Genomic DNA, 25,907 nt, shown 5'->3' on the forward strand with positions numbered 1-25,907 from the left:
GCCATGAACCAAGGCTACCTTCTCGCCGACGCCAACAGCCTGGCTTATGCCCACCGCACCGGCGGGACGAAGCTGCTCGATATCTACTATGACTTGGCAAGCAAAGAACATCGCCTGCTCGCCATCACAACAACTGTTCGAGATGAGATCAAAAAGGCCCCACGCGGCCCCGAACTCCTGAAGTACATCTCTGATAGACACATTCCCGTCATCCCCACACCGCAAACCGAGCAACAACTCGATGCAGGCCGCCTCCCTCGCAAAAACGCCGGCGAACACTCCATGACCGAAGTGGCTGCCCGGGAGCATGCCCAGGGCCGCAGCACCGCCGTGTGGTCCGACGACAAATTTTTCGCCTCCCCGCAAGAGCTGCAAAAGGCCCCCGGCATTCGGCCCACCAACAGCGCCGAAATGCTCGATCGCGCCTTCCAGAAGGGCGCCATCGCCAATGACGTTGCCGGTGAAGTGCAGTACCGCAAGTACATCGAGGCCTACCGGGCCCTCCCGGCCATCCAGGGCAGCACGCGCCTGAATGCCTTCGAGCCCCCCGCGCCCGGTCTGCGCGTGCGTGCGGCCGAGGCTGGCGCGGCCGACGTCGCCGCCATCGGCGGCAGGGCGGTCGTCGCCGGCACGGTCGCAGTGGACACCTACACCACCGCCCGACAAGCCATCCGCCTGCTCGATCAGGGCAATGTGACGGGCGCCCAATCCGAGGTCCTGCACTTCGGCGCGCGCAACCTGGGCATGGCCGGCGCTGCAGCGCTGGGCGCGCGTGCCGGTGCAGCTCTCGGAGGGGTGCCCGGCCTGATGATCGGCGGCGCCGTGAGCGGCGTGGCCGGCGCCGTCGCGGGCGACAAGCTCCTGGACGCCGCCGACCAGGCCCGCATCTACCACCAGCGCGGCAGCGACGGCAACGCCTGGCACCTGGACGAGCGCTCCGGCCACGGCTGGATGCGCATGAGCGCCGACGAGGGGCCGGGCCGCGGCGGGATGCCCATGCGCCCTGTCCATGCCGACGCCCGTTTGGCCGACGAGTTGAACTACAAGGCCAGCAGCACGGCCGCCGAGCTGGCGCTGGCCCGTCCGCCTGCCCCCAAAGACCCGTACTCGCACACCCCCGAGACCATCGGCGAACAGGTGCGCCCCGGCATCGGCGCCGGCCAGCCGTGGATACGCGATCCGCAAAGCCATGTCTGGACGCGGCAGGCCACCGAAGCGGCCACGCCCATGACGCACGGCATGCCGGTCCAGCGCACGGTCGCGGCCAGCCCCGAGCAGACGCTGCAACTGGAGGCGGCGGCACAGCGCGTCATGGCCGAGAACATCGCCCACAGCCCGCAAGCCATCGCGCAACGCTATCTGGAGGCCTACGCTCAGCATGGATGGAAGCAGCACGGCTCGGTGCCGGCCGCCGTCACCCACGGCACCTCAGGTCATGTGCGCGAGGAGCCCCATGCCACGCCACGGCACACGCCTGCGCAGCCGCAGCCCGCGAGCGGCCACCTGACACCTCAGCAGATCGAGCGCATCACCACGCATGAATCGCGCATCGTGCCCACGCCAGGGGGCATGAGCTTTGCCGAGGCGCACCGGCGCCGCGACGAACCCGAGCAGATTTCCCCGGGCTCGTTGCGGCCCGTGGGCAAGCTGGATACATCCCAGATGGACAAGGGCAGCCGGTTGTACCGGATGCACCTGGCGCAGGAGCAGGCCCATATGCGCGACCTGGAGATTGCGCTGGCGCAGGACAGGGAGCGGTTCAAGAACGAGCCCAAGCTTCCACAGCCCTCGGTGGAGCGCACGCAGGAGCGCGTGCAGGAACGTACGCAGGAACGTACGCAGGACCATTCGCCAGGGCGTTTGCTGGAGGAGGTACCTGTGGCACAGGCGCATGTCAGCCCTGCTCGGCCGGCCGCTGGCGCCGAGGCGATGCACTCGCTGACAACCCACGCCTCAACCCACGCCTCAGTGGCGGCCCCGGTGCACTCGAACCCTCAGGGCGATGCCGCAGCCCTTGCGGCGGCGCAAGCCCAGGCGGCTGCGGCGCAGGCCGAATTGGCCGCGACGCGACAGCAGAGGGCACGCATGGCCGCAGAGCGACACGACGGCCTGGAGCGGCGTGATGAGCGCGATGAGAGGGACCAGCGCGATCAGCCTGAGACCACGCAACTCGCGCAAGGCCGCGACACCCGGCAAGATTCGGAGGCTGGCACGCACGGCAAGCAGGTATCCGCCACTGCCGTTGCTGATGCGAGCCGCCCGTTGCTGCGTGAATTCAGCGACCCGGGTCATCCCCAGCATGCGCTGTACAACACCCTCAAAGAGGTGCTTCCCGAGGGTACGTCTCCGAGATGGGTGGCACAGGCGACGGCGGCCTGCTACATGTCGAACATCAGGAAGCCCGACGATCTGGGCGACGTCCACGGCATCAACGGAACGGTTCTGTTCAGGTCGACCTCGTTGCCCGGCCGATACGCCGCTCTTGAAGCCACGCAGCCTTTACGCACAGTGCAGCAGACCATGCAGGACGTGCAGCAGTTCGACGAGCAGCGCGCGCATGATCGAGTCCACGCTCAGGCTCAGGCTCAGGCTGCAGTGCAATCCAACCAGCAGCAGGGGCCGGCGCTGGGCGGGCGATGAGGGCGCACACCAAGAGGCACATCAACAAGATCAAGCAATGAACTGCGCCACCTTCCCGCGATAGCGCGCAGTCAACCCCTCCGAGTGGCTGTGGCGGAATCAAGGCGGCGGCCTGCCTGAAACGACACTCGAAGAGAAGGCCCGGAGCTAAACCTGAATCAACCCCCACCGCAGCGCCACCCACGTCAGCTCCGCCTGGTTGGTCGCCCCCAGCTTCTGCTTCACGCGGTACAGGTGCGAACCCACCGTGCTGAGCGAAAGGTTCAGCGTGCTTGCAATCTGCGCCACCGTCATGCCGCGCGCAAGCTGGATGAAAACCGAGAACTCGCGCTCGCTGAGCAGGTCTGCGGGGTTGGCTTCGCCCTCAATCTGGGCGGTGGCCAGCGCCTGCGCGGTGTTCGCGTCGATATAGCGCTCGCCGCGTGCCACGGCCTTCACGGCGGCAATCAGCGCTTCGGGCGCGCTGCGCTTGGCCAGGTAGCCCAGGGCGCCCGCGCGCAGCACGCGGCGCGGATGAATGGTGTCCTCGTGCGCCGAGAGCGCGAGCACGCGCGCCTTCGGGTCGTGGGCCAGCAGGCGCCGCAAGGCTTCGAGGCCGCCCATGCCGGGCATTGAAAGGTCCATCACCACCAGGTCGGGCTGCACCTGCGGGTAGTCCTGGCAGGCCTGCTCGCCGGTGTCGGCTTCGGCCGCCACTTCGATCTGCGCGTCGGCCAAGAGCATGCGAAAGCCCATGCGCACCAGCGCATGGTCGTCCACCAGCATCACTCGAATCGGCTGGGCTGCCTGAACTGCCTGGGTCATGTGTCTGTGTTCTCCGCTTCGTCTGCCCGCATGGGCAGCCGCACCGTCAATCGGGCGCCGCTGGGCTCGGCGGGCTCGAGGCGCAATTCGCCGCCCAGGCTGTCGATGCGCTCGGCGAGCCATCGCAGGCCATAGTGCCCTGTGCTGGTTTCCCTTGCGGCCTCAGGGCCGGGCAGGCCGCGACCGTCGTCGGTTAGCGTGAGCTTTACCGATTGCTCTTCGCCCTGCAAGGCCAGCACGATGCGGTGCGCCTCGCCGTGGCGCAGGGCGTTGGTAATGCCTTCCTGCGCGGCGCGGTACAGCACCAGCGCGGTGTCGGTGTCGAGCCGCAGGCGGTCGAGCTCGAGCTCCAGGCTCCATTCGACCTGCACATCGCCGTGGCTGTTGCGCGTGCGCTCCACCAGGTCTTCGAGCGCGGCCACCAGGCCGAACTTGTCGAGCACCAGGGGCGTCAGGCGCGGGATCATGCCGTGCATGGCGATGTAGAGCCGGCCCGATTCCTCGGCAATGAGCCGTGCGGCCTGCTCGGCCTGCGGATCGAGCGCCTGCACGCGCTGCGCGATCGAAAGCGCCATGCTGCGCATTGCGGTGACCGATTGCCCCAGTTCGTCGTGCAGCTCTCGCGCGATGAGGCGGCGCTCCTGCTCTATCTTCTGGTCGACCCAGCGGCCGAGCTCGCGGCTTTCCGAAAGGCGGCTTTCGGCGCGCACGGCGCGCCGCTCGGTTTCGATGTGCTGCTGCAGCATGCCGACCATGCGGTTGAACGCGGAGCCGATGGCCGCCGCCTCGGTGCCGGGCAAGGCGCGCAGCGCGACATCGAAGCGCCCGCTTTCAAGCTGGTTGAGGGCATGGACGATGTCCGCGAACGGCCGTGTTGCGCGCCCCACGAGCCAGAACACGCCCGCGTTGACGACCGCCAGCAGGCCCAGCGCGCTGAGCATCAGCAGCACGAAGTCGTCCCAGGCGTCGAGCACCGCACGCGAGGCGTTCGAAAGCACCATCAACCGCCCGCCCGGAAACGCGATGGACAGTTGCGAGGGCGGCGGCGAGACAAGGCCGGCAAACCAGTCCGGCGCATCGCGGCCGGCCTTGTAGACCGAGGTAGGCGAGCTGTACAGCACGCGGTCGTCGTTGTCGAGCAGCGTGATGTCGTTGGACCGAACGCGCCCCACACCCTGCAGAAACGACAGCATGGCCGGCGTACCCTGCGCCGCGTAGAGCCACGCGGTGCGGTTGAGCAACTGGGCCGCCACGCGATTGGCGGCCACCACTTCTTCATGCACCGACTCGCGCATGGCGCGCACCTGCAGCGCGAGCATGGCCGCAACGAACAGCAGCGTGAGCAGGCTGACGATCAGGTTGATCTTCAGGCGCAGCGTCATGGCCCGCGCCCGTCGCCGAAGTGGCCGTGCTGCGCATAGCTGTCGAGCGCGGTGACCATGGCCGAAGCCATCGCCGGATGCGAAGGGTCATGGCCCGCGCCATGGACCCACCGAAGCTGGCTGTGCGCGATGCGCTCGTGCACCGCCTGTGCGCCTTCGGGCCGGCAGATGCGGTCGTCGCGCGAATGCAGCAACAGGGTCGGCACCTTCGGGAGCGTATCGAGACGGTCGAGAAGGGGGGGCGCGCCGAGCCAGCAGCGATGCAGCAGGTAATGGCTCTGCACGCGGTAGCGGTCGACCAGCGCCTCGAGCGTCTCGCGGCCGGGTTGCACGTCGGTAGTCGAAACGGGCTCGCCGCCGGCCAACGTTCTTTCCCACTGCCACCAGGCAAGGGCGAGCCGCCGCGGCAGATCCTTATCGCCGTCGGCCGCGGGCTCCTGCAGGCCTTGTGCCAGATAGCCCAGCATGTCGTGGCGCTGATTCGCCGGCACTGCGGATGCAAAACGCGCCCATTCGGCAGGCGCGCGGCCCGCGGTGTCCTGGAAGAAATCTTCGATGTATTCGGCGTTCGGCAGGAACACCGCGCGCAGCAGCAAGGCCGCGATTGCCTGCGGCTCGAACGCCGCATGGGCGAGCGCCAGCGTGGCGCCCCACGAACCACCGACAACCAGCCAGCGCGGCACTTCGAGCCGTTCGCGCACAAGGCGCAAATCCTCTAGCAGATCCTCGGTGCGGTTATGCGCCGTCGCACCGCGCGGACGGCTCCGGCCCGCGCCGCGCTGGTCGATGCTGATCACCCGATACCGCGCGGGGTCAAAGAAGCGGCGCAGCAGCGGCGAGCCGCCCGAGCCCGGTCCGCCATGCAGCACCACGGCGCAGATGCCCGTCGGATCACCACTTTCTTCTACATGCAGCACGTGGCCGTGCGGCGCCTCCATTGCGTGGATGCGCCAAGGCTGGGTTTCTGGGTAGAGGCCGTTAGAAAGCACGAGGGCCATGGTACGCGGTGGCTCCGTGGCCGCTATTCATGAAAATCATGAAGTCCCATTCATGATTTCACGGCTAGGTTGCGGCCGTGCATCGGTTCAATATGCGTTCTGGAGCGCTCGAAGTTCCCGCAGTCGCCAGGTGGCGCTGTGCAACCTTTTCAGGAGACTCTATGAAATGGGAAACCCCGACGGCAACTGATCTTCGCTTCGGCTTCGAGATCACGATGTACGTCAGCGCACGCTGATTGCGCGCTTCTTCACAACCCGTCCCGGCACGCCAGGGCGGGTTGTTTCGAACCCCCTCTTTCTTATTCGATGCGCATTACCGTTCTGGGCTCCGCCGCCGGCGGCGGCTTTCCGCAATGGAACTGCAACTGCCCCAACTGTGCGGGTGTGCGTGCCGGCACTGTGCGCGCCAAGCCGCGCACGCAGTCGTCGATTTTTGTACGGCCTGACGATGGCGAAGACGGCGTGCTGTTCAACGCGTCGCCCGACATCCTGGAGCAGATCCGCAGCAGCCCGGTGCTGCAGCCGGGGCGCGCATTGCGCGACACCGCCATTTCCGGCGTGGTGCTGATCGACGGACAGGTCGACCATGCCACGGGCCTTTTCATGCTGCGCGAGCGCGGCACGCCGCTGCCGCTGTGGTGCACCGACCCCGTGGCGGAAGACCTGAGTCAGGGTAATCCCGTGCTGCGGTTGCTGTCGCACTATTGCGGCGTGGCGCGTCACCCGATTGCGCTCGACGGCAATGCCTTCGAGGTGCCGGGCGTGCCCGACCTGAGCTTTCGCGCCATGGCGCTCACCGGCAAGGCCGCGCCGTATTCGCCGCACCGCGAACAGCAGGTGCCGGGCGACAACATCGGTGTGACCCTGTTCGACCGCAGGAGCGGCAAGAGCCTGTTCTATGCGCCGGGCCTGGGCGCAATCACGCCGCCCGTGTTCGACGCGATGGCAACGGCCGATGCGGTCATGGTCGACGGCACCTTCTGGACCGACGACGAAATGGTTCGCCTGGGCGTCAGCGGCAAGCGCGCGCGCGAGATCGGCCATCTGCCGCAGTCCGGCGAGGGCGGAATGATCGAATGGCTGACGCGGCTGCCCGCGGGCACGCGGCGCATGCTCATTCACATCAACAACACCAACCCCATCCTCGACGAAGACTCCGACGAGCACGCGTTGCTGCGGCGCGCGGGCATCGAGCCCTGCGAGGACGGGATGACGATTCAACTCTGAAGCCAAGCGCCGAGCCCACCACCATGCACGCCGACAGAATCCAGGATCCGTTTCGACCGGCCGCGGGCGGCCAGCAGAACGCGCCGGCATGGAGCCGCGACGACTTCGAAGCCAAGCTGCGCGAGCGCGGCCGCAGCTATCACATTCACCATCCGTTCAACGTCATGCTCAATAGCGGCCGCGCCTCGCCCGAGCAGATCCGCGGCTGGGTGGCCAACCGCTTCTACTACCAGATCGCCATCCCCATCAAGGACGGCGCGGTGATCTCGAACTGCCCCGATCCCGCGGTGCGGCGCGGCTGGGTGCAGCGCATCCTCGACCACGACGGCTTCGAGCTCGGCGGCATCAAGGACGAAGGCGGCATCGAAGCCTGGCTGCGCCTGGCCGAAGCCGTGGGCCTGTCGCGCGAAGAGGTGACCGACCTGCGCCACGTGGTGCCGGCCATGCGCTTTGCAGTGGATGCCTACGTGAACTTTGCGCGCCGCGCGCCGTGGCAAGAGGCGGTGTGCTCGTCGCTCACCGAACTCTTCGCACCCGAAATCCATAAGCAGCGCCTGGCCACCTGGCCGGAGCACTACAGCTGGATCGAGCCGGGCGGCCTGAGCTACTTTCGCAACCGCGTGAGCCAGGCGCGGCGCGACGTGGAGCAGGGCCTGGCCATCACGCTCGACCACTTCGACACCCGCGCACTGCAAGAGCGTGCGCTGGAAGTGCTGCAGTTCAAGCTCGACATTCTCTGGGCCATGAACGATGCGATGGCCACGCGCTACGGGGTCAGCAGCACATGACAGCAACCAAAGCCGTGCTCACCGCCGAAAGCAAACCCCGCGTCGGCCCCGGCTTTCGCCTGCAATGGGAGCCGGCGCAAGAGTGCCATGTGCTGCTGTACCCCGAGGGCATGGTGCGGCTGAACGGCAGCGCTGGCGAGATCATGAAGCGCTGCGATGGCGAGCGCAGCGTGGCGCAGATCGTGGCCGACCTGGAACAAGCCTTCGACACCACCGGGCTCGAACCCGAGGTGCGCGGCTTCGTCGAAATGGCGGCGCAGCAGAACTGGCTGCGCTGGGACCCTGCATGACGCCCATGACGAATGCCGCACCCCGCCCCGGACCGCCGCTGTGGCTGCTGGCCGAGCTGACCTACCGTTGCCCGCTCCATTGCGTCTTCTGCTTCAACCCGGTCGACTTTGCCAAACAGGAGGACGAGCTCAGCACCGACGACTGGCTGCGTGTTTTGCGCGAGGGCCGCGAGCTCGGTGCCGTGCAGTGCGGCCTTTCAGGCGGCGAACCGCTGCTGCGCGACGACCTCGAAATCATCATCGCCGAGGCCGCCCGCCTGGGCTACTACACCAACCTGCTGACCTCGGGTGTCGGCCTCACGGCGCAGCGCGCCGCCGCGCTCAAGGCCGCGGGCCTGGACCACGTGCAGCTGTCGTTCCAGGACTCCACGCGCGAGATGAACGACTTTCTCTCGCACACCAAGACCTTCGAGTTGAAGAACCGGGTGGCGAAGATCATCAAGGACCAGGGCTGGCCGATGGTGCTGAACGTGGTGATCCATCGCATGAACATCGACCACATCGACCGCATCATCGAAATGGCGCACGAGATGGGGGCCGAATACCTGGAGCTTGCAAACACCCAGTACTACTCGTGGGCCTTCGTCAACCGCGACCAGTTGCTGCCCACGCACGAGCAGCTGCGCCATGCCGAAGAGGTGACCGATGCCTGGCGCAAGCGCCTGGGCGAGCGCATGCGCATCTTCTTCGTGGCACCCGACTACCACGAGGGCAAGGCCAAGAAGTGCGTCAACGGCTGGGGCAGCATGTTCCTTACCGTGGCGCCCGACGGCACCGCGCTGCCTTGCCACACCGCCAAGATGCTGCCGGGCCTGGAGTTTCCGAACGTGAAGGCGCACAGCGTGCGCGAGATCTGGTTCGACTCCGAAGGCTTCAACCGCTACCGCGGCACCGGCTGGATGAAGGAACCCTGCGCAAGCTGCGACCAGCGCGAGCAGGACCTGGGTGGCTGCCGCTGCCAGGCCTACCTGCTGGCGCAGGATGCGGCCGCGGCCGACCCGGTGTGCGCGAAGAGCCCGGACCACCACCGCGTGGTCGAGGCCGTGGAGCGTGCCGCTGCGCGCGACCCCGCGGCGCCGGTGGAGCACCCGCTGGTGTTTCGCGATCCGGCCAACTCACGCCGGCTTTCCGCAGCGCTCGTCACGCCGGACGCGTGAGGCCGCGCGGCTGAACGCTGCCGGCCATCTTCTTCTCCCGCCTCATCGGCTGGCGCTCGCGCACCCAGCCGAAATCCGGCGCAAATCGCCACGCGAGCAACAGCAGCGCGAGCAGGGCAGGAATCCAGCGCAGGTCCGCATCCGCAGGCAGGTACTGCGCATAGCGGCGGTCGAGCATCGCCGTTCTCAACGCATCGGGTGTCTGGAGGCGCCGGTAGTTCACACCCACGAGTTCGGCCAGCGATCGCAGGTGGTCTTGCCGCAGTTCGGAAAGATGCTCATTGTTCAGCGTGCCGCCGATGGCCGAGCCTTGCACCACTTCGTCCGCCCGCCAGTAGCCGGCGGGCTCGCCGGTGCTGCCGGTCTTGGGAATGGGCACCGGCACGTCGCCGCCCACGCCGATCAGCCATCCCTTCACATCGCCGGGCTTGATGTCCGTCATCGGTGGCGTTTCGTTGACGCGCAGCGGCGGCGACTCCTGCCCGTCGCTGATGAAGACAAAGCTGGTGTCGGGCCCCACGCTGCGGGCGCCCCGCACCGCCCAGGTCACGCCCTTGCTCACATTGCTGGCGTTGGCCCAGCGCATGCGGCCATCGATGCGTTCGAGCGAGGCCAGCAGCTCTTCGTAGTGGCTGCAGACCTCCACCGGCGCAAGAATCACCAGCGAGCGGTAGTCCGCAAAAATGCTCCAGCCCACTCTGGAGCCGCAAGGCAGCGCGCCCAGCACGTCACGCATCGCGGCTCTCGCCAGCGCAAGCCGGCTCGCGGCCACATGGTTCAGCTCGACATCCTCGACATTCATGCTCTGCGTGATGTCGAAGCTGACCTGCCAGCTGAAGACGGGGCGCTGCAACTGCACGCGCGGCGGCCAGACGGCCAGCGCCAGCAGCACCAGGGCGAGCAGCAACGGCCCGTTGCCCGTGCTGCCGCCGAAGCGCCGCAAAGCGGACAGCCATCGCGCGGGCAGCAAGCGCGGTCTCACGGCAGGTCTCCGGCGACGAAGCCCGGCACCCGGACCCGGCGCTGTTCGTGCGTCGGCTGCTGCTCGGCCGAAAAGGCTTCCTGGTCTTCGGGCGCGAGGCGCAGCGCACGCTCCAGGTTGTAGCGCGCGTCCCAGTCTTGCGGCGCGGCGCGCAGCAGGTCGCGCAGCCGCTGCTTGCCAAGTTCGAACAGCGGCAGTGCGCCGGCTTCTTGCGCCATGCCCTGGCGCAGGTACATGTTGCCCAGGTTGAACAACGCCTGCCGCGCCACGGGGTCGCGTTCTCCGCTCTGGATCAGCGCCGCATAGCCCTTGAGCGCGGCATCGTGGGCGCCGGCTTTCGAAAGGGCCAGCGCCTGCGCCAGCTGCAGTTCACGCGGGGCCGAAAGCGGGGCCGGCGCTGCGTCCTTGCCCGCGGGCATGGCGGCGATGCGGGCGATTTCGGCATTGAGGCCAGCCGTGCGGTGCAGGCGCAGCCCACGCTCGCAAACAACACCCACGCAGCACAGGCTCAGCACGCCAAACACCAGGTGAATCGTGCGCCGCTTCATGTGCTTTTTCGCCAGCTTTGCAGCTGCACCGAGCGGCACGCGAGCAGGCCCGCGCAGCACAGCATGGCCGCAAGATAGAAGGCCGCGCCGTGGTCGCGCCGCGGCACCCGTTCATGAATGGTCAGCGGAAAATTTTGCTGCCGGTCGATCTCGGCCATGGCGGCCGCCATGGCATTCGAATCGTCTACCTGGTAGAGCCGGTAGGGCGTGGCCAGCGTCTTGAAGAACTGGTGCAGCGCCAGCTCCTCGCCAAGACCGTAGGCCGATACCGTCTCGGTGTTGAGGTTGGGCGAGTTCGGGCCGCTGCGCACGTAGATCCAGTAGAGCCCGATCTTCTCGCGCGCGAGTCCGGCATGAATGCGCTCGCGCGTCGCCTCGTCGAGCTGCGCGCCGCCGTCAGAAACGATCAGGATCACGCGGCTGCCGGAATAGCTTCGGCCTTCGAATTCCTCGATGGCGGCGAGCAGCGCCACACCCATGCGTGTCTCGGGCAGGCCGCGGCCAATGGCGGTCGCTGCGAGCGCGGCTTGCACGGTGTCGGTCTTCTGGGTGAAGGGCACCACCGCAACCGGCACCGTGCTGAACGTCATGAAGGCAAAGCGGTTGTCGGGCCGCTTGGCAACGAACTCGCTCAGCAGGTCGCGCACCACCTTGGCCTTGGGCTCCTGCGACATGCGGCCCGCGGTCTGCAGGCCGTTGGTGTGCACCGTCGCGTCCATGCTGCTGCTGCGGTCCATGAGAATGAGCACCTCCGCGCCGCGCCCGGCACGCTCGACCACCGCGCCCGATTGGCCCGGCCCGGCAAGTCCCAGAACGGTGAAGGCCATGGCGCCGACCGCGAACGCACGCCACATGAAGCCGACAAGGCGGCCGACCCGGTCCGACGGCAGCCAGGCGACGTAGGAGAAGCCCAGCGTGTCGCTGCGCCTGCGCAAGAGCGGCAGCAGCGCGAGCGGCAGCAGGGCGAGCATCCAGGGCTGGGCAAGGTCGAAGCGCATGGCTCTGCTCCCGTCAATGCCGGTGGCGCTTTTCCGCGTCGCGCAGGGCCCGGCACAGCGGCCGGAGCGGGTAGGCACCCTCCGGCTGCGTGGCCGCGGCAACGCTCTCGGCAAAGAAGAAGCGCCGCGTCGATTCGCGATAGAACTCCTCCAGGCGTGGCTGCAGCGGGCGCAGGTACGGCGCCTCTGCCATGAGCTGCGGCAGGCTGGCGTGGTGAACCACGCGGCCGGCGCTCCGGTTGAGCGCGCGATGCAACACGCGCCAGGCTTCCGGGCTCGCGGGATCGCCGATCCGCTTCAGCTCGCGCCAGGCGTTTGCGAACGGAAGCTGCTGCGCTTCGCGCCGGTTTCGCCACGCCCACCAGCCGAGCCAGGCCACAAGCACGGCCAGCAGCGCAAGAACCGAGAACTTCAGCTGTTGGCCGAGCGCGTAGGTGGGAAGTGGCGCGACGGCGCGGTCCGGCCGCAGCGGCTGCAGATCGCCTTGCCCCGGCACTTCGAGAGGCGTCAGCGGGCCGATGCTGATAGGCCATGCGGGCAGCGCGAGCGGCACGCCCGATGTGGTCGCAATGTTGAGCGCCGGCAGCGAAACGGCGGTAAGCGCGCGCGGCGCGTTGATCACCTGGTAGTCGATGGCCAGCCAGCGCCGCCCCTCGGCATCGGTCTCGATGCGCGAGGGCCTGCGTTCGAGCCACAGGTCGATGCGCGCCGCGCTGGGCAGCGCGCCGGGCTGCAGAGTCCGGCCGGCCTGCTCGAGCAGCACGCGCTGCGTGAGAACGTCGCCGATCACATGCCCGAATGCGCGCGGCTGCTCGACCGTCGCGGCGCTTGCCGTTCCGGTCGCGATTGCTAGCACCAGCAGGGCTGCAAGGCGCCGGTTCATGCCGTCGTCTCCATGAAGTACCGCGTGAGCGCCTCGGCGTCGAAGCGTCCGTGCAGATGAAAAGGCGGCATGCCATGCGCGTTGAACAGCTCGGTGAGCTCCGCGCGCCGCGCCGCAACGGCATTGCGCCACCGCGTGCGCAGCGAATCGCGCATCCACAGGCTGCGCCGGCTTCCGGTTTCGGCATCGCTCAGGGCCACCAATGCACGTGCATCCGGCGGTTCGGTTTCGGCGGGGTCCCAGACCACCAATGGAACGATGCAGGCCGGCGCGAATTGCGGAAGCAGCTCGCCGAGCGCTGCAACAGGCCAGTGAAAATCGGAAGCGAGAAACACCAGCCCGCCCCGGCCGACCAGTCGCTCGGTGGCACGCCGCAGGCCGCCTGCTGTGCTGTCGGCGGATGGGGCTGCGCCCGGTGTCGCTCGGCATTCGCGCAGCATCTTCGCCATCAGGCTGCCGTTGCCGCGGCTGTGGCGCGCGGGCACGAACAGGTCTTCGCGCTCTCGCTGGTCGAAGGCCAGCAGGCCGACGGTGTCGCCGGCCCGAAAGGCGCTGTAGCCCAGCGCCTCGACCAGGTCGGCCACCACGTCGAGCTTTCGCCGCTCGGCGCCGAAATGCATCGACGCCGATACGTCCACCACGACATGCACGGGAATGGCGACGCGCAACCGATGGATGCGCACCAGCCAGTCGCCGCGGCCGTCGCGCACGCTGGCGCGCAGGTCGATGCGGCGCGGATCGGGATGGTCGAACAACCGCCGGTGCGCGGCAAATTCCTGCCCGCTGCCCTGGCTCAGGCCCCGCTGCGCACCGGGCCGCCAGCCGCCGAAGCGGCGCGGCAGCTGGTAGTGGAATTCGTCGACGCGGTCCATGGCGGGCTCGGTGGCGTCAAGGCGCGGCGATCTTGTCGATGATCTGCGTGACCAGCGCTTCCGACAGCTCGGCGCGCCGCAACTCGTACACCGGCGTAAAGAACACGCGGTGCCCAAGCACCGACGGCAGCACTGCCGCAAGATCCGCAGGCTCCAGGTGAGAGCGGCCTTCGAGCCACGCCACGGTGCGCGCGGCGCGCAGCAGCGCGCTCATGCCGCGCGGGCTTGCGCCGGCCAGGATCAGCCGGTCCATGTCCACGTTGTCCAGGCGTATGCCGAACTTCTGCGGTACCTCGGTGGCCTCCCACACGTCGAGCACATAGCGCTCGATGGTTTCGCTGGCGCGCACGCTGCGCTGCACTTCTGCGGCAATGGCGTTGAGCCGGTCCCACGGCAGGATGGCGGGCGCCACCTTGTCGATGAGCGCTTCGGTGTCGTGGTAGGCCGTGTCGAACACCAGCGACTGGCGGATGGCGCGGTCGCTCGGCTTGGGCATGTTCAGCTCGAACATGAAGCGGTCACGCGCCGCGGAGGCCAGCTCGAAAGTCTCTTCGCGCTCGACCTTGTTGCGGTCCGCAAACACCGTCATGTGCGGAAAGCTGTACTCGCGGTCGAAGGCCGACACGGTGCGCTCGGCCATGGCGCGCAGCAGCAGCGACTGCACCTGCGGCCGGGCCCGGTTGATTTCGTTGAAGAAGAAGGTGACCAGCCGCTCGCCGTGGCGCAGCAGCGGCCCGGGGTCGATGCGCGGCCGGCCTTGCGCATCGACATAGGTGTGATAGACCAGGTCGCCCGGCATCAGGTCGACCGTGCCCTCCACACGCTCGAAATCGCCGCCAATGGCGCGCGAGAAGGCGCGCAGCACCGTGGTCTTGCCGACGCCCACGTCGCCCTCGAGCAGCACGTGGCCGCGCGCGAACAGCGCCACGTTGATGAGGCGGATCGTCTCCGCCTGCCCGATCACCGCCTTGGCGACTTCGCTTTCCACGCGCAGCGCAAGGCGCCGCCAGTCTTCGAGTTGTTCCTGGGAGCCCATGGTGGTTCCATCGAAGCCCGCAGCGGCTACTTCGACTCCATCATCTTCTTCAGGTGGGCGAGCCCGCCGCGGTACACGCCGGTCACGGCCTTGAGCGCGGCCTCGTCGTTGAGCTCGGGCGGCGGATTGTTGTTGGGAAAGCCGCGGTAGAAGGCGCCGCGCCATTCGACGACCGACTTGCCGCCGTCCGCCACCACCGAGAGGGTGGAGGTGTAGTTGGTGACCGGCAGCGCGCCGCCGTCCTTGGCGCGGTAGCTGTATTTCTTTTGCGCGTCGTCGTAGCTTTCGAGCGTTTCGATCAGCGTGCCGCCGTCCTTGAGCTTGACGGTGCGAACCGAGCCTTCGGCGTTGCCCTTGTCGGCGGGGCTGTCGGCCACCGCCGGGTGCCACTCCTTCAGCGCATTGAAGTTCTTGACCTTGGCCCACACCGCGTCGGCGGGCGCCTCGATGGTGACTTTCTCGCTCACCTTCTGGCGTGTTGGCCCGTGGGCCTGGCTGGAGGCCGATGCGGCGAGCAGGGCGGATGCGAGCAGGACGGAGAGAGTTCTTCGGCTGAAAGGTTGAGTCGGCATGGAAAACGTCCGTGATGAAGGAGAAGAGAAAGGTCGGGCGGCAAAAAAATAGATTCAGGGCTCCATGGGCGCGCCGATGAAGGCACCGAACCCGCGGCTGTTCTGCCCCGTGGCAATGGTGCTGAGCTTCTGCCCGGTTGCGGCGTCCAGCACCTGCACGTTGTCGTCCATCCAGTTCACGACGTACACGCGGTCGCCATGCGCGGCAATGCCTTCGGGGTACGCAAAGCCGGGGAGGGTGCGCAGCACCTTCAGCGAAGCGGCGTCGATCACGCTCACGGTGTCTTCGTGCTGGTTGGTCACATACAGAAGCGCGCCGCCCTGCGCCAGCGCCGCGCCATAGGGCGCCTTGCCCGCTTTCACGGTGGCGACGACGGCCGGCCGGCGTGTGTCGCGCACATCGATCACCGTGACGTCGTTGCTCTGCACGTTGAGTGCATAGAGCCGTGCGCGCGGGGCGTCGTAGAGCAGCGCGAACGGATGGCTGCCGACGCGCACGCGCGCAGCCACCCGGCGTGCCGCGGTGTCGACCACCGCCACGCTGTCGTCGTCGCGCTCGGCCACGAACACGGTGGCGCCGTCCGAATGCGCGGCCACGCCCGCCGGCGCACGGCCGACGGCAATAGCGGCCAGGGGCTTCGAAGCCTTGGCAGCCAATGCATCGAACACCAATAGCCGGCTGCTGTACCAGTCGGCCGCATACAGGTGCTTTCCGTCGCCGGAGATGTCGATGCCCACGGGCCCGTCGCCCGCGGGCAGCGTGTTCACCACCTGCTGCCGGCGCATGTCGATGACCGAAATGGTCTTGCTGTCCGGGTTGGAGACGAAGGTGCGGCCGGCCCGGCTGGACGCGACCACGCCCGCCGGCGACTTCCCGACCGGAATGCTGGACACCACCCGTTGCGATGCAAGATCGATCACCGAGACGTCGTGGCTGCCCTGGTTGGTGATGTAGGCGAACGGCGCGGCCCCGGCCGAGGTGCAGAGCAGCAGGGCGGCAAGCATCAGGCGCGCAGGGGGTGCGGTGGCCGTCATGGCAGCTTGCCCAGGGTGGTGTGCCTCAGCGGGCGGTCGGCGGGCCGATGAAGCAGCCCTTGGTCACCTTGGCCTGCAGCGCCTTGTAGCGCTTGATGTCGGCCTGCAGTTTTTCCGAATCGCGGATGTAGCCGCCGCGCTCGCCGCCGATGGTGGTGGCCTTGGCCGCGGTGCTCAGCTGCACGTAGTCGTCGTACTTGATTTCCTTGGCAAGTGCGTCGAGCGCGCAAGAGCACTTGTTCGTCATCTCGAAATTGCCGGCGTCCGGATGAGCGGCAATGCACTCCTGCACGTACAGCACGCGGTCTACCGTGGGAAAGTCGTTGTTCGTGCGCGGAGCGCCGTGCACGGCCACCGGAAGGGCCAGGAGGCAAAGAATGCGGAGAATGTTTTTTGTCATGGCTTTCGCTGGAAATTCGGAAAAGCGGCGCTAGCGCGCTGGCGCCCTGGCACCGTCGATGAGCAGCTCTTCGACGAGCAGGGGTTGGGCTGCGGCGCTCTCGCCCGGTATGGAGGTGCGAATGCCGTACACGCCGCCCGGCACGGCATCGGACAGCGTGAAGCGGTAGCTCTTCTTCGCAAACCTTTCGTATTTCGGCCGGTTCGGGTCGTCCAGGAAGGGACTGAACGCAATCTCCTTTCCCTTGACCGTGCGGCCCTGGTAGCGCAGCGACACGTCGCGCACATCTGCGGCCTGGTAGATCGCCATGCGGATGCGCTTGCGAAAGTGATAGTCGGAGCCGCGCGTGAGCCGCTTCATCTCGCGCACGTCGTGCTCCAGAAAATAGAGGATCACCGGGTTGCCCTCGGCTGCGGGCACGTCGGGCACTTGCACCTTGCGCGCGTCGCTGAGAAACGCGCCCTTGGCGTCGCAGCATCGGCCGTCGGCCTTGGCGCTCAGCGCCACGGTCACGCTGTCGTCGAAGTTCTGCTCGAAGGTGCCGGTCTTGCCGAAGGTGTAGCGAAGCAGCATGGGCGCCTGCAGGCCCTTGAGCTGCGGCGTCATGAACAGCAGCCGCTCCGCCTGCGAGAAGTCGCGCTTGTCGGTCTCGGCGTGCGAGCCGATGGGCGCAAGGAGCAGGGCGCACAGCGAGGCACGGAGCGAGGTGCGCAGCGGGAAGGCAATGGCGAAGCGCATGAAAGACCCGATCAGTTGTTGGGCGCTCCGAAAGATGCATCGACCAGCGGGACACCGTACTCCTTCAGGATGGCCTGGATCTCTGGCGCCTTGGATTCGATCAGCCCCTCGATCTGCTGCTTCCACTCGCGTTCGCCGTAGCGCACGCCCATGGCCATCTGGTAGTCGAGCTTGAGGCCTTTTTCGGACTTCAGTGGCACCACGACAAGGTCGGGCGTCTTGACGCGCTTGGCGAAGAAGCCCGCAATCGGCCCCCATACGACCACGACGTCGAGCTTGCCTTCGGCCAGGTCCCGCTCGACGATCTCGCCCGGGTACTGGGCGGGATCGGCACTCATGAGCTTGTAGGGAATGCCTTGCTCCAGCAGGCCGTGCCGGTTGAGCCATTGCGAAGCCGGCGAACGGTCGTAGATGCCGATGCGCAGCGATTTGAGCTTGGCCGGATCGAGCTTCAGGAAGTCTTCCGCCGAAGCCACGTTGTCCATGCCCTTGCCCTTGGGAAACACCAGCGCATAGGTCGAGCGGTAGTACGGCTTGGTGACCGAAACCTCATCGAGCCCGACGGGCACGCCCATCACGATGTCGCACGGATAGTCTTGCCCCGGCAGCTTGTAGCGCAGCGTGTTGCGAAAGAAGGCCAGCCGCTGCGGAAACGAGTAGTAAGTGACCGGCAGCCCCAGGGTCTTGCCGAACAGCTCGGCGATGCGGTTCTCGATGCCTTCTCCCTTGTTGTTGGAGAAGGGCATGTTGTTCGGGTCCTGGCACACGCGCAGCGCCTTGCGCGGCGGCGTCTCCTGGGCCACGGCCACGGCCGGTACCAGCGCGCAGCAGCATGCCACGCCCGCCAGCGCCGCCCCGAGGCGAGCGCGGAAAGCAACGGGCCTGCCAGCGCGCGGCCGGGCGGTCATTTGTTTTCTTCCACGCGGGCGCGTGTAATCGCGCCGTCCGACCGGCCCTTCAGGTAGGCATAGAGCTGGTTGATGTTTTCCATCACCGCCGGGTTGTTGCCGAAGCTCTGCATGCCCTTGTCGAGCCGTCCGTCACGCACGACCTTGATGAACTCTTCTTTCTTCAGGGTCTTCAGGCTGTTGATGAGGGAAGGTCCCACCATGCCTTCCTGGTTGGGGCCGTGGCAACGGTCGCAGGCCGCGGAGCGCCAGGTACGGAAACCCTTCATGGTTTCGGGGTCGACCTTGTAGCCATCGGTCACCTTGTAGGGCGCCGGGTCCGGCGCTGCGACGGCCAGGGTGCAGGCCACGCCTGCAATCAGAAAAAGAGAAGACAGCAACGCTGACGTACGGAATTTCATGGCTCCAGGGTCTCCGATATTGTGGGAAATACAAGGGAGAGCCCTCTCGTGAGTGCGCTCTCCCGGCCCCGCGTTTCATTTCTCGCGGGTTGCGGTCTCGTCAGTTCTTCGGCAGCGCGAACACCGTCAGCGAACCACCGAGCTCGGTGTACTGGGCGAGTTCCTTGTAGCCGCCGACTGCGCCCAGACCTTCGGTGCTCTTCTCGGGATCGATGCCGGCTGCCATGCCGATGCCGGCCCAGCCGCCAATGCCCGAGAACACGCCGATGTACTGCTTGCCCTTGTGCTCATAGGTGAACACATTGCCGATGATGCCCGACGGCGTCTTGAACTTGAAGAGCTCCTTGTTGATGTCCTTGGCGTCCACGCACTTCAGGTAGCCCTCCAGCGTGCCGTAGCAGGAGATGCCGCCGGCGGTGTTCAGCGAGCCGCTCCACACCGAAAACTTCTCGGCCTTGGTCTGCACGATCTTGCCGGTGCCTGCGTCCCAGGTAATGAAGTTGCCCATGCCGCCATGGCTGCCCGGCGTGGGGTACATCGACAGCGTGGCGCCCACGTACGGCTGGCCCGCGGTGTATTCGACCTTGAACGGCTCGTAGTCCATGCAGACGTGGTTCGTCGGCACGTAGAAGAGCTTGGTGTTGGGATCGAAGGAGGCGGGTTGCTGGTCCTTGCTGCCGAGCGCCGCGGGGCAGACGCCCTTGGTGTTGACGTCCGCGCCGTTCTGCGCCGTGGAGTACTTGGCAACCACCTGCGGGCGGCCTGTCTTCATGTCCACGTGGGTGGCCCAGTTCACCTTGGGATCGTACTTCTCGGCCACCAGCAGCGCGCCGGTCACCCGGTCCAGCGTGTAGGCAAAGCCGTTGCGGTCGAAGTGCACCAGCGCCTTGGTCGGCTTGCCCTTGACGTTGATGTCCGCCAGGATCATTTCATTGATGCCGTCGAAGTCCCATTCGTCGAAAGGTGTCATCTGGTAGACCCAGTTGACCTTGCCGGTGTCCACGTCGCGCGAGAAGATGCTCATCGACCATTTGTTGTCGCCGGGACGCTGCGAGGGGTTCCAGGTCGACGGGTTTCCGGTGCCGTAGTACACGGCATTGGTCGCCTTGTCGTAGCTGTACCAGCCCCAGGTGGTGCCGCCGCCGATCTTCCACTGGTCGCCCTTCCAGGTCTTCAGCGAAGAGTCCTTGCCCACCGGCGCGAGCTTGCCGTCGGTCCAGGTCATGGTCTTGGCCGGGTCCATCAGCATTTCTTCGTCGGGGCCCGTGCTGAAGCCCTTCCACGCCAGCTTGCCGTCCTTGATGTTGTAGGCGGCCAGGAAGCCGCGCACCCCGAACTCGCCGCCGCTGATGCCGGTGATGACCTTGTCCTTGAAGACGTGAGGGGCGTTGGTGTTGGTGGCGCCGACCTTCGGATCGCCGTTCTTCACCGTCCACGCCACCTTGCCGGTCTTCGCGTCGAGCGCCACCAGCGTGGTGTCCGCCTGTTGCAGGAAGACCTTGCCCTCGGCATAGGCGAGGCCCCGGTTCACGGTGTCGCAGCACATGACGGCAATGACCGACTGGTCCTGCTTGGGCTCGTACTTCCAGAGGATTTTCTGGGTTTCGACGTCGAGTGCGTACACCTTGTTGGGAAACGGCGAGTGCAGGTACATCGTGCCGTCGACCACCAGGGGCGAACCCTCGTGTCCGCGCAGCACGCCGGTGGAGAACGTCCACGCGACCTGCATCTTGCCCACGTTGCTCTTGGTGATCTGATTCAACTTGCTGTAGCGCTGGTTGAACATATCGCCCGCTTGCGTGGCCCAGTTCTTGGAGTTGGCGATGTTTTGCTCCACGTCGGCATTGGCTAGCGCCAAAGCCGGAAGAGCCAACACCGCGACGCCGACATGCCGTACGAGACGGCCGGCGATCTGCCTGGAAAACTTCATATATGTCTCCTCACATTTCAGTGGGTTTCGAACACGGATCTGGCAGCAGCCAGCGGATCTTTCGATCGCTTTGGCGAATGCTGCGGTCCGCAACATCCATGCCTGCCGTTTTCAGCCGTGCCGGGCCCACATCGCATCGCGCGCCGGTTGCGACGGCCACGGGCTTCACTCGCGGGGACGCTTGCGCTGCGTGGCAGCGCGCAGCTTGTGACGGCGGGCCGCAAGCCGCATCGGACCTAGGGAAATCCCGGGCCGTTCGGCACATTGCGCAGCGCAGCACAACACGCATACGCTTGCGTGCGCCTTGTGTGCGCATCCAAATTTGACGCAAAGTGTCTCGTGCGAAGTACGGGTGCCCGGCGCGGATGAGCAGCAGGGGGCCGCTTGCGCGCGCAAATGAACAGGGACGCATCACAGTGAAAACCCTTGCCGGACAGAGGCACAGAATTTGCGGCTTCGACAGCAAACTGCCAACACCACCGAAGCCCGGACAGCTCGACAAATCTCACTGATCTACATGCTGCGAACCATCGACTTAACCAAGCGCTATGGAACGCGCACGGCGCTGCGGTCGTTGTCGCTGCAATTGCCCGCAGGCCAGTTTGTGGCGCTGCTCGGCCCCAACGGCGCGGGCAAGTCGACCCTGTTCCAGGTGCTGACGGGCATGTTCGCAGCCGACGAAGGCGAGGTCGAGGTTGCCGGCCATTCGCTGCGCCGCTCGGCCACTGCTGCACTGCGGCACATCGGCGTGGTGTTCCAGCAGATGTCGCTCGACCTGGACCTGAGCATCAGGCGCAACCTGCTGTTCCAGGCCGACCTGCACGGCTTGCCGCGGCGGCTCGCGCAAGAGCGCATTGCATCGGCCTGCGATCGGCTGAACATCGATGCCGACCTCGACCGCAAGGTGCGCGAACTGTCGGGCGGCAACCGGCGCAAGGTCGAGCTCGCGCGCGCCGGGCTGCACCGGCCCGCCGTTCTGCTGATGGACGAAGCCACCGTGGGGCTCGACCCGAAATCGCGCCAGGACCTCCTGGCGGCCTTGCGCGCAGACGTGCGCGAACGCGGCGTGTGCGTACTGTGGGCAACGCATCGGGTCGAAGAGGCCGAGGAGGCCGACCGTGTGCTCGTGTTGCACAAGGGAGCGCTGCTGGCGGACGGCACGCCGGCCCAGGTAACCCAGCTGCTGGGCGGCACCACGCTGGAGGCGGGCTTCATCGCACGCACCGCCTGAACAAGAAGAAATTCGAGTCAAAGAAAAATGGAGACATCGCATGCCGCAACTTTCTTTCCTTCAGTGTCCCGGCGCGCTGCTTCGCGCGGCCGCTAGCGCACTCGCACTGGCCGCCGGCGGCGCCGCGCTGGCGCAGGGAACGGCCTACGTTTCGAGCGAGAAGGACAACGCGCTGACCATGATCGACCTGGCAACGCTGACCGTGAAGGGCACCATTGCCACCTGCAAGCGCGCGCGCCATATCCAGCTGACGCCCGAGCGCCAGATCATGGTGGCCTGCACCGACTCCAACCAGGCCGACCTGATCGACCCCGCCAGCGGCAAGTCGGTGCGGCGCATTGCTTTGGGCGACGAGCCCGAGGCCTTCGACCTCTCGCCGGACGGCAAGGTCATCTATGTTTCGAACGAAGACGCGGGTGAAACCAGCTTCATCGACTCGGCCAGCGGCAAGAAGCTGCGCTCGGTGAAGGTGGGCGCGGAGCCGGAGGGCGTGAAGGTGAGCGCCGACGGCAAGACCCTGTACGTGACCTCCGAAGTGGCCAGCCTCGTGCACGTGATCGACACCGCCACCGGCAAGGTGGTGAAGAACATCAAGGCCGGCAAGCGTCCGCGGCGCATGGCGATCACGCCGGACGGAAAAGAGCTGTGGATCACCAACGAGCTGGGCGCGAGCGTCAGCATCGTCTCGACCGCCACCAACGAGGTGATCGACACGCTCAAGTTCGAAGTGAAGGGCGCGCGCGCCGAAGACATCACGCCCGTGGGCATCCAGATGACGAGCGACGGCAAGCGGGCCTTCGTGGGCCTGGGCCGTGCGAACCACGTGGCTTTTGTCGACGTGCCCGGCCGCAAGGTGGGCCCGCTGGTGCTGGTGGGCAAGCGGGCCTGGAACGTTACGCTCGACAAGGCGCAGGCGCGGCTCTACGTGGTCAACGGCCTGAGCGACGACGTGACCGTGGTCGACGTGGCCGGCGCCAAGGCCGTGAAGAGCGTTCCGGTAGGGCGCGTGCCCTATGGGCTCGTGATCGTCGAATGAGGATGCGCGCACCGGCACAAAGGTCAGCGGGCGCCTGGTTGACGGCAGCGGCGCTCGTGTCGCTCATTGCGCCCGTCGTGGCGAGTGCGGCCGTGCTCAAGGCCACGCTGATCGCGCCTGAAGACGACCCTCGCATGGAGCGCTCGCGGCTCGAACGCGCCTACCTCGGCCATCCGGGCGGACCGCTTTCCGACGGGCTCGAAGTGGCCCTGGAGGAGGCTAAGTTCGAGCTCGAAGCCGCGGGAACCGAAGTGTCGCTTTCCACCGCGCCGGCCGATTCCATTTCGGCGGCACGCGCAGCGGCGGTGGCGGCCGAGAAAGCGGGCGCCGCGGTCCTGCTGACCGATCTGCCCGCCGACTGGACGCTGGCCGTGGCCGATGCAGTGAAGCTCCCGGTGCTGAACCTGGGCGACGCATCAGACCGCCTGCGGCAGCAGGATTGCCGCGCGCGCCTGTTCCACCTGATGCCCAGCGAGCGCATGCGCAGCGATGCGCTGGCGCAGACGCTGGTGTCGCGCAAATGGAGCAAGCTGCTTGTGCTGGTGGGCGGCAGCCCGCAGGACGCGTTGCGCGCGGCCACCGCGCAGGCGTCGATCAAGCGCTACGGCCTGCAGGTGGTGGCCACCAAGCCGTTCAAGCTCTCGGCCGACCCGCGCGAGCGCGACCTGGCCAATCCGCTGCTGCTTACGGCCGGCAACACCTACGACGCCGTGTGGGTGGTCGACAGCGACGGCGAGTTCGCCCGCACGCTGCCTTACCGCACCGTGCTGCCGCGTCCGGTGGTGGGCGACGGCGGGCTGGTGGCGCTGGCCTGGCATGCGCAGTTCGAGCGGTATGGTGCGCCTCAGGTCTCGCGGCGATTTGCCAAGGCCGCCAAGCGGCCGATGACGGCGCACGACTGGTCTGCGTGGATGGCCGGCAAGACGCTGGCGGCCATCGCCATTGCGGCGCCCAAGGGCCCGAACGCGGCCTGGGCGCAGGCAATCGCGAAGAGTGCGCTGGACGGCTCCAAGGGCACCGGCCTGAGTTTTCGCGCCTGGGACGGCCAGCTGCGCCAGCCCATGCTGCTGACCGACGGCCAGGGCGTGATTGCGCAGGCGCCGGCCGAAGGCGTGCTGCATGCCCGCAATGTGCTCGACACGCTGGGGGCCGATGCGCCGGAGAAGCTATGTCCGAACGCGCGCTGAAAACCGAAACGCCCTCCAGCGAGCACGCCGGGCCGGCCGCGCGGCGGGGCCTCGGCCACGCGCTGCAGGCGATGCGCGCCATCGTGCTGCGCGAGCTCTACAAGTTCTCGCAGCAGACCGGGCGGCTGGTGTCGGCGCTGGTGCGGCCGCTGCTGTGGCTGGCTGTTTTTGCGGCGGGCTTTCGCAACGTGTTCGGCGTGGCGATCGTCGAGCCCTATGACACCTACATTCCGTACGACGTCTACATCGTGCCGGGGCTGGTCGGCATGGTGCTGCTGTTCAACGGCATGCAGTCGTCATTGGCCATGGTGTACGACCGCGAGATGGGGCTGATGCGCCTGTTGCTGACGGCGCCGCTGCCGCGGCCATGGCTGCTGTTCTCCAAGCTGTGCGCCACCGCGCTGCTGTCTGTGCTGCAGGCGCTGGTGTTCGTGATCGTGGCGGCGCTCATCGGCACCGAGCTGCCGCTGCTGTCGCTTGCCGGGCTGCATGCGCTGGTGGCGCTCGCGGCTGGGGCGCTCATGCTGGGCGCGCTCGGGCTGCTGCTGTCGGTACACATCAAGCAGCTGGAGAACTTTGCGGGCACGATGAACTTCGTCATCTTTCCGATGTACTTCCTGTCCACCGCGCTCTATCCACTATGGAAGCTGCAGGAGTCGGGGGCCGAATGGGTGTACCAGCTGGCGCGCTTCAACCCGTTTACCTACGCCGTGGAGTGGATCCGCTTTGCGCTCTACGGCAAGGACCCGGGACTCGCGCCCTACGTGGTGCTGGGCTGCCTGATCGTCTTCTTCGGCTTTGCCTGCTGGGGCTACGACCCGCAGCGCGGCTTCGGCGGCCTGACCAAGCGCGGAGGAGGCGGGCCATGAGCGGAGAGGGTAGTTCCACCCGGCGCCGCTGGCTGTGCGATGCGGCCGCATTGGCGCTGGCCGCGCTGCCCCTGGCGCGCGCTGCCGCTTCGACCGAACCCTTTCCCTCGCGCCCTGTCACGCTGTGGGTGCCGTGGCCCGCCGGCGGGGCCACCGACATCTCGCTGCGGCTTCTTGCCGAACTGGCCTCCGTGCCGCTGGGCCAGACGGTGCTGACCGAAAACCGTGGCGGCGCCGGTGGCACGCTGGCCATGCCGGTGCTGCAGCAGGCGCGGCCCGACGGTTACACCATCGCGCAGATGCCGCAGCCGGTGTTTCGCGCACCGCACACGCAAAAGGTGCTGTGGGACCCTATCCGTGACGTGACGCCGATCGTCCAGGTGTCCAGCGTCACCTTCGGCATGCTCGTCGCGGCGGGCAGCCCGGCGCGTTCGCTCGAAGACCTGTTCGCATTTGCGCGTGCGCGGCCCGGCGAACTGACCATTGCCACCAACGGCATCGGCACCACGCCGCACATGGTTCTGGAAGGGCTGTTCACGGCGCGCGGCCTGCGCTACATCCACGTGCCATACAAGGGCACGGCCGAGCAGCTGAACGCGATTGCGGGCGGCCAGGTGATGGCGGGCGTCAATTCCACCGGCTTCGGCCCGGCGGTGGATGCGGGCACGCTGCGGCTGCTGGCGATCTTTTCAGGCGAGCGGTCGAAGCGCTGGCCGCAGGTGCCCGTGCTGCGCGAACTCGGCTTCGACATCGTGGCCAAGTCGCCTTACGGGCTGGCCGGGCCGCGCGGCATGCCGCCGGCCGTGGTGAAGGTGCTGCATGACGCCTTCAAGAAAGCCATGTTCGACCAGCGCTTCAAGGACGAGCTGGCCAAGTACGACCAGGAGGTCGACTACCTCGGGCCGGAAGCGTACGCGCAGTCTTGCCGAGAAATCTTCGCGCAGGAGCGCGCCATGGTGGAGAAGCTGGGCCTTACGCGCACCGGCACTTGAAAA

General features: G+C 67.1%; 27 protein-coding genes. 11 read left to right on the top strand and 16 right to left on the bottom strand.

Annotation, left to right across the window (positions count from 1 at the left end; all coding sequences use genetic code 11):
• Positions 1-3: 3 nt before the first annotated feature.
• Positions 4-2,640: a hypothetical protein gene (locus GOQ09_RS10870; RefSeq protein ID WP_157613437.1), complete on the top strand. Its 2,637-nt coding sequence runs from the start codon at positions 4-6 to the stop codon at positions 2,638-2,640.
• A gap of 147 nt (positions 2,641-2,787) precedes the next feature.
• Here the strand turns inward: GOQ09_RS10870 and GOQ09_RS10875 are convergent, their stop codons facing one another.
• Genes GOQ09_RS10875 through GOQ09_RS10885 form a run of 3 tightly spaced genes read right to left on the bottom strand, consistent with a single transcriptional unit; the run spans position 2,788 to position 5,824 of the window.
• Positions 2,788-3,444: a response regulator gene (locus tag GOQ09_RS10875; RefSeq protein WP_157613438.1), complete on the bottom strand. Its 657-nt coding sequence runs from the start codon at positions 3,442-3,444 to the stop codon at positions 2,788-2,790.
• Positions 3,441-4,826 (bottom strand): ATP-binding protein, encoded by a 1,386-nt coding sequence (locus tag GOQ09_RS10880; protein WP_157613439.1) that lies wholly within the window; start codon positions 4,824-4,826, stop codon positions 3,441-3,443. The genes GOQ09_RS10875 and GOQ09_RS10880 overlap by 4 nt, the downstream gene beginning before the upstream one ends.
• Positions 4,823-5,824, bottom strand: coding sequence for an alpha/beta fold hydrolase (locus tag GOQ09_RS10885; RefSeq protein WP_242631071.1), 1,002 nt, complete (start codon positions 5,822-5,824; stop codon positions 4,823-4,825). The genes GOQ09_RS10880 and GOQ09_RS10885 overlap by 4 nt, the downstream gene beginning before the upstream one ends.
• 161 nt (positions 5,825-5,985) lie before the next feature.
• Here GOQ09_RS10885 and pqqA point away from each other — a divergent pair, with 161 nt between their 5' ends.
• The 5 genes from pqqA to pqqE all read left to right on the top strand — a co-directional run bounded on the left by pqqA (position 5,986) and on the right by pqqE (position 9,286).
• Positions 5,986-6,060, top strand: coding sequence for a pyrroloquinoline quinone precursor peptide PqqA (gene pqqA / locus GOQ09_RS10890; RefSeq protein ID WP_010100094.1), 75 nt, complete (start codon positions 5,986-5,988; stop codon positions 6,058-6,060).
• Between the two features lie 70 nt (positions 6,061-6,130).
• The gene (pqqB, locus tag GOQ09_RS10895) at positions 6,131-7,051 is read left to right on the top strand and encodes a pyrroloquinoline quinone biosynthesis protein PqqB (RefSeq protein ID WP_157613440.1); all 921 of its coding nucleotides are present in this window, start codon (positions 6,131-6,133) and stop codon (positions 7,049-7,051) included.
• A gap of 23 nt (positions 7,052-7,074) precedes the next feature.
• Entirely contained in the window at positions 7,075-7,839 is a 765-nt protein-coding gene (gene pqqC / locus GOQ09_RS10900; RefSeq protein ID WP_157613441.1) for a pyrroloquinoline-quinone synthase PqqC, read from the top strand.
• Entirely contained in the window at positions 7,836-8,129 is a 294-nt protein-coding gene (pqqD, locus tag GOQ09_RS10905; RefSeq protein WP_157613442.1) for a pyrroloquinoline quinone biosynthesis peptide chaperone PqqD, read from the top strand. Before pqqC ends, pqqD begins: the two co-directional genes overlap by 4 nt.
• The gene (gene pqqE / locus GOQ09_RS10910) at positions 8,126-9,286 is read left to right on the top strand and encodes a pyrroloquinoline quinone biosynthesis protein PqqE (RefSeq protein WP_431769304.1); all 1,161 of its coding nucleotides are present in this window, start codon (positions 8,126-8,128) and stop codon (positions 9,284-9,286) included. Before pqqD ends, pqqE begins: the two co-directional genes overlap by 4 nt.
• Here pqqE and GOQ09_RS10915 read toward each other — a convergent pair.
• From GOQ09_RS10915 to GOQ09_RS10975, 13 genes are all read right to left on the bottom strand, one after another.
• Complete coding sequence (locus tag GOQ09_RS10915) at positions 9,270-10,268, bottom strand: MxaL protein (RefSeq protein ID WP_157613443.1); 999 nt, start codon at positions 10,266-10,268, stop codon at positions 9,270-9,272. The genes pqqE and GOQ09_RS10915 overlap by 17 nt on opposite strands.
• Complete coding sequence (locus tag GOQ09_RS10920; protein ID WP_157613444.1) at positions 10,265-10,816, bottom strand: MxaK protein; 552 nt, start codon at positions 10,814-10,816, stop codon at positions 10,265-10,267. The genes GOQ09_RS10915 and GOQ09_RS10920 overlap by 4 nt, the downstream gene beginning before the upstream one ends.
• Positions 10,813-11,814 carry a vWA domain-containing protein gene (locus GOQ09_RS10925; RefSeq protein WP_157613445.1) on the bottom strand — a complete coding sequence of 334 codons (1,002 nt, stop codon included), beginning with the start codon at positions 11,812-11,814 and terminating at the stop codon, positions 10,813-10,815. Before GOQ09_RS10925 ends, GOQ09_RS10920 begins: the two co-directional genes overlap by 4 nt.
• A gap of 13 nt (positions 11,815-11,827) precedes the next feature.
• On the bottom strand, positions 11,828-12,697 hold the full coding sequence (locus GOQ09_RS10930) for a calcium incorporation protein MxaA (protein ID WP_157613446.1): 870 nt from the start codon (positions 12,695-12,697) through the stop codon (positions 11,828-11,830).
• Entirely contained in the window at positions 12,694-13,569 is an 876-nt protein-coding gene (locus GOQ09_RS10935) for a DUF58 domain-containing protein (RefSeq protein ID WP_157613447.1), read from the bottom strand. Before GOQ09_RS10935 ends, GOQ09_RS10930 begins: the two co-directional genes overlap by 4 nt.
• A 16-nt stretch (positions 13,570-13,585) precedes the next feature.
• Entirely contained in the window at positions 13,586-14,605 is a 1,020-nt protein-coding gene (locus tag GOQ09_RS10940; RefSeq protein WP_157613448.1) for an AAA family ATPase, read from the bottom strand.
• A 26-nt stretch (positions 14,606-14,631) separates the two neighbouring features.
• Positions 14,632-15,177, bottom strand: a complete 546-nt coding sequence (locus tag GOQ09_RS10945) for an SRPBCC family protein (RefSeq protein ID WP_157613449.1) — start codon at positions 15,175-15,177, stop codon at positions 14,632-14,634.
• A gap of 54 nt (positions 15,178-15,231) precedes the next feature.
• Positions 15,232-16,212 carry a YncE family protein gene (locus GOQ09_RS10950; protein ID WP_242631072.1) on the bottom strand — a complete coding sequence of 327 codons (981 nt, stop codon included), beginning with the start codon at positions 16,210-16,212 and terminating at the stop codon, positions 15,232-15,234.
• Between the two features lie 25 nt (positions 16,213-16,237).
• Positions 16,238-16,612 carry a hypothetical protein gene (locus GOQ09_RS10955; protein ID WP_242631073.1) on the bottom strand — a complete coding sequence of 125 codons (375 nt, stop codon included), beginning with the start codon at positions 16,610-16,612 and terminating at the stop codon, positions 16,238-16,240.
• 30 nt (positions 16,613-16,642) lie between these two features.
• Positions 16,643-17,350, bottom strand: a complete 708-nt coding sequence (locus GOQ09_RS10960) for a hypothetical protein (protein WP_157613450.1) — start codon at positions 17,348-17,350, stop codon at positions 16,643-16,645.
• A gap of 11 nt (positions 17,351-17,361) precedes the next feature.
• Positions 17,362-18,258 (bottom strand): substrate-binding domain-containing protein, encoded by an 897-nt coding sequence (locus tag GOQ09_RS10965; protein ID WP_157613451.1) that lies wholly within the window; start codon positions 18,256-18,258, stop codon positions 17,362-17,364.
• Positions 18,255-18,659 (bottom strand): c-type cytochrome, encoded by a 405-nt coding sequence (locus tag GOQ09_RS10970; protein ID WP_157613452.1) that lies wholly within the window; start codon positions 18,657-18,659, stop codon positions 18,255-18,257. The genes GOQ09_RS10965 and GOQ09_RS10970 overlap by 4 nt, the downstream gene beginning before the upstream one ends.
• A 100-nt stretch (positions 18,660-18,759) precedes the next feature.
• The gene (locus GOQ09_RS10975) at positions 18,760-20,589 is read right to left on the bottom strand and encodes a methanol/ethanol family PQQ-dependent dehydrogenase (protein ID WP_157613453.1); all 1,830 of its coding nucleotides are present in this window, start codon (positions 20,587-20,589) and stop codon (positions 18,760-18,762) included.
• Between the two features lie 517 nt (positions 20,590-21,106).
• Between GOQ09_RS10975 and GOQ09_RS10980 the strand changes: the two genes are divergently transcribed.
• From GOQ09_RS10980 to GOQ09_RS11000, 5 genes are read left to right on the top strand one after another with little or no spacing between them, the layout of a single operon-like run.
• The gene (locus tag GOQ09_RS10980; protein ID WP_157613454.1) at positions 21,107-21,820 is read left to right on the top strand and encodes an ABC transporter ATP-binding protein; all 714 of its coding nucleotides are present in this window, start codon (positions 21,107-21,109) and stop codon (positions 21,818-21,820) included.
• 40 nt (positions 21,821-21,860) lie between these two features.
• Positions 21,861-22,856 carry a PQQ-dependent catabolism-associated beta-propeller protein gene (locus GOQ09_RS10985; RefSeq protein ID WP_157613455.1) on the top strand — a complete coding sequence of 332 codons (996 nt, stop codon included), beginning with the start codon at positions 21,861-21,863 and terminating at the stop codon, positions 22,854-22,856.
• The gene (locus GOQ09_RS10990) at positions 22,853-24,043 is read left to right on the top strand and encodes a branched-chain amino acid ABC transporter substrate-binding protein (RefSeq protein ID WP_157613456.1); all 1,191 of its coding nucleotides are present in this window, start codon (positions 22,853-22,855) and stop codon (positions 24,041-24,043) included. Before GOQ09_RS10985 ends, GOQ09_RS10990 begins: the two co-directional genes overlap by 4 nt.
• Positions 24,025-24,912, top strand: coding sequence for an ABC transporter permease (locus tag GOQ09_RS10995; protein WP_157613457.1), 888 nt, complete (start codon positions 24,025-24,027; stop codon positions 24,910-24,912). Before GOQ09_RS10990 ends, GOQ09_RS10995 begins: the two co-directional genes overlap by 19 nt.
• Entirely contained in the window at positions 24,909-25,904 is a 996-nt protein-coding gene (locus GOQ09_RS11000) for a tripartite tricarboxylate transporter substrate binding protein (protein ID WP_157613458.1), read from the top strand. Before GOQ09_RS10995 ends, GOQ09_RS11000 begins: the two co-directional genes overlap by 4 nt.
• Positions 25,905-25,907: the final 3 nt, after the last annotated feature.

The sequence above is a fragment of the Variovorax paradoxus genome, assembly GCF_009755665.1.
Taxonomy (GTDB): domain Bacteria; phylum Pseudomonadota; class Gammaproteobacteria; order Burkholderiales; family Burkholderiaceae_C; genus Variovorax; species Variovorax paradoxus_G.

Excerpts from the sequence above, each read along its gene's own strand:
- GOQ09_RS10885 (WP_242631071.1), bottom strand. The coding sequence starts at position 5,824 with ATGGCCCTCGTGCTTTCTAACGGCCTCTACCCAGAAACCCAGCCTTGG.
- GOQ09_RS10940 (WP_157613448.1), bottom strand. The coding sequence starts at position 14,605 with ATGGGCTCCCAGGAACAACTCGAAGACTGGCGGCGCCTTGCGCTGCGC.
- pqqB (WP_157613440.1), top strand. The coding sequence starts at position 6,131 with ATGCGCATTACCGTTCTGGGCTCCGCCGCCGGCGGCGGCTTTCCGCAA.
- GOQ09_RS10925 (WP_157613445.1), bottom strand. The coding sequence starts at position 11,814 with ATGCGCTTCGACCTTGCCCAGCCCTGGATGCTCGCCCTGCTGCCGCTC.
- GOQ09_RS10875 (WP_157613438.1), bottom strand. The coding sequence starts at position 3,444 with ATGACCCAGGCAGTTCAGGCAGCCCAGCCGATTCGAGTGATGCTGGTG.
- GOQ09_RS10950 (WP_242631072.1), bottom strand. The coding sequence starts at position 16,212 with ATGACGGCCACCGCACCCCCTGCGCGCCTGATGCTTGCCGCCCTGCTG.
- GOQ09_RS10960 (WP_157613450.1), bottom strand. The coding sequence starts at position 17,350 with ATGCGCTTCGCCATTGCCTTCCCGCTGCGCACCTCGCTCCGTGCCTCG.
- pqqC (WP_157613441.1), top strand. The coding sequence starts at position 7,075 with ATGCACGCCGACAGAATCCAGGATCCGTTTCGACCGGCCGCGGGCGGC.
- GOQ09_RS10870 (WP_157613437.1), top strand. The coding sequence starts at position 4 with ATGAACCAAGGCTACCTTCTCGCCGACGCCAACAGCCTGGCTTATGCC.
- GOQ09_RS10995 (WP_157613457.1), top strand. The coding sequence starts at position 24,025 with ATGTCCGAACGCGCGCTGAAAACCGAAACGCCCTCCAGCGAGCACGCC.
- GOQ09_RS10970 (WP_157613452.1), bottom strand. The coding sequence starts at position 18,659 with ATGAAATTCCGTACGTCAGCGTTGCTGTCTTCTCTTTTTCTGATTGCA.
- pqqE (WP_431769304.1), top strand. The coding sequence starts at position 8,126 with ATGACGCCCATGACGAATGCCGCACCCCGCCCCGGACCGCCGCTGTGG.
- GOQ09_RS10990 (WP_157613456.1), top strand. The coding sequence starts at position 22,853 with ATGAGGATGCGCGCACCGGCACAAAGGTCAGCGGGCGCCTGGTTGACG.
- GOQ09_RS10965 (WP_157613451.1), bottom strand. The coding sequence starts at position 18,258 with ATGACCGCCCGGCCGCGCGCTGGCAGGCCCGTTGCTTTCCGCGCTCGC.
- GOQ09_RS10975 (WP_157613453.1), bottom strand. The coding sequence starts at position 20,589 with ATGAAGTTTTCCAGGCAGATCGCCGGCCGTCTCGTACGGCATGTCGGC.
- GOQ09_RS10935 (WP_157613447.1), bottom strand. The coding sequence starts at position 13,569 with ATGGACCGCGTCGACGAATTCCACTACCAGCTGCCGCGCCGCTTCGGC.
- GOQ09_RS10945 (WP_157613449.1), bottom strand. The coding sequence starts at position 15,177 with ATGCCGACTCAACCTTTCAGCCGAAGAACTCTCTCCGTCCTGCTCGCA.
- GOQ09_RS10920 (WP_157613444.1), bottom strand. The coding sequence starts at position 10,816 with ATGAAGCGGCGCACGATTCACCTGGTGTTTGGCGTGCTGAGCCTGTGC.
- pqqD (WP_157613442.1), top strand. The coding sequence starts at position 7,836 with ATGACAGCAACCAAAGCCGTGCTCACCGCCGAAAGCAAACCCCGCGTC.
- GOQ09_RS10930 (WP_157613446.1), bottom strand. The coding sequence starts at position 12,697 with ATGAACCGGCGCCTTGCAGCCCTGCTGGTGCTAGCAATCGCGACCGGA.
- GOQ09_RS10980 (WP_157613454.1), top strand. The coding sequence starts at position 21,107 with ATGCTGCGAACCATCGACTTAACCAAGCGCTATGGAACGCGCACGGCG.
- GOQ09_RS10880 (WP_157613439.1), bottom strand. The coding sequence starts at position 4,826 with ATGACGCTGCGCCTGAAGATCAACCTGATCGTCAGCCTGCTCACGCTG.
- GOQ09_RS10955 (WP_242631073.1), bottom strand. The coding sequence starts at position 16,612 with ATGACAAAAAACATTCTCCGCATTCTTTGCCTCCTGGCCCTTCCGGTG.
- GOQ09_RS10985 (WP_157613455.1), top strand. The coding sequence starts at position 21,861 with ATGCCGCAACTTTCTTTCCTTCAGTGTCCCGGCGCGCTGCTTCGCGCG.
- GOQ09_RS11000 (WP_157613458.1), top strand. The coding sequence starts at position 24,909 with ATGAGCGGAGAGGGTAGTTCCACCCGGCGCCGCTGGCTGTGCGATGCG.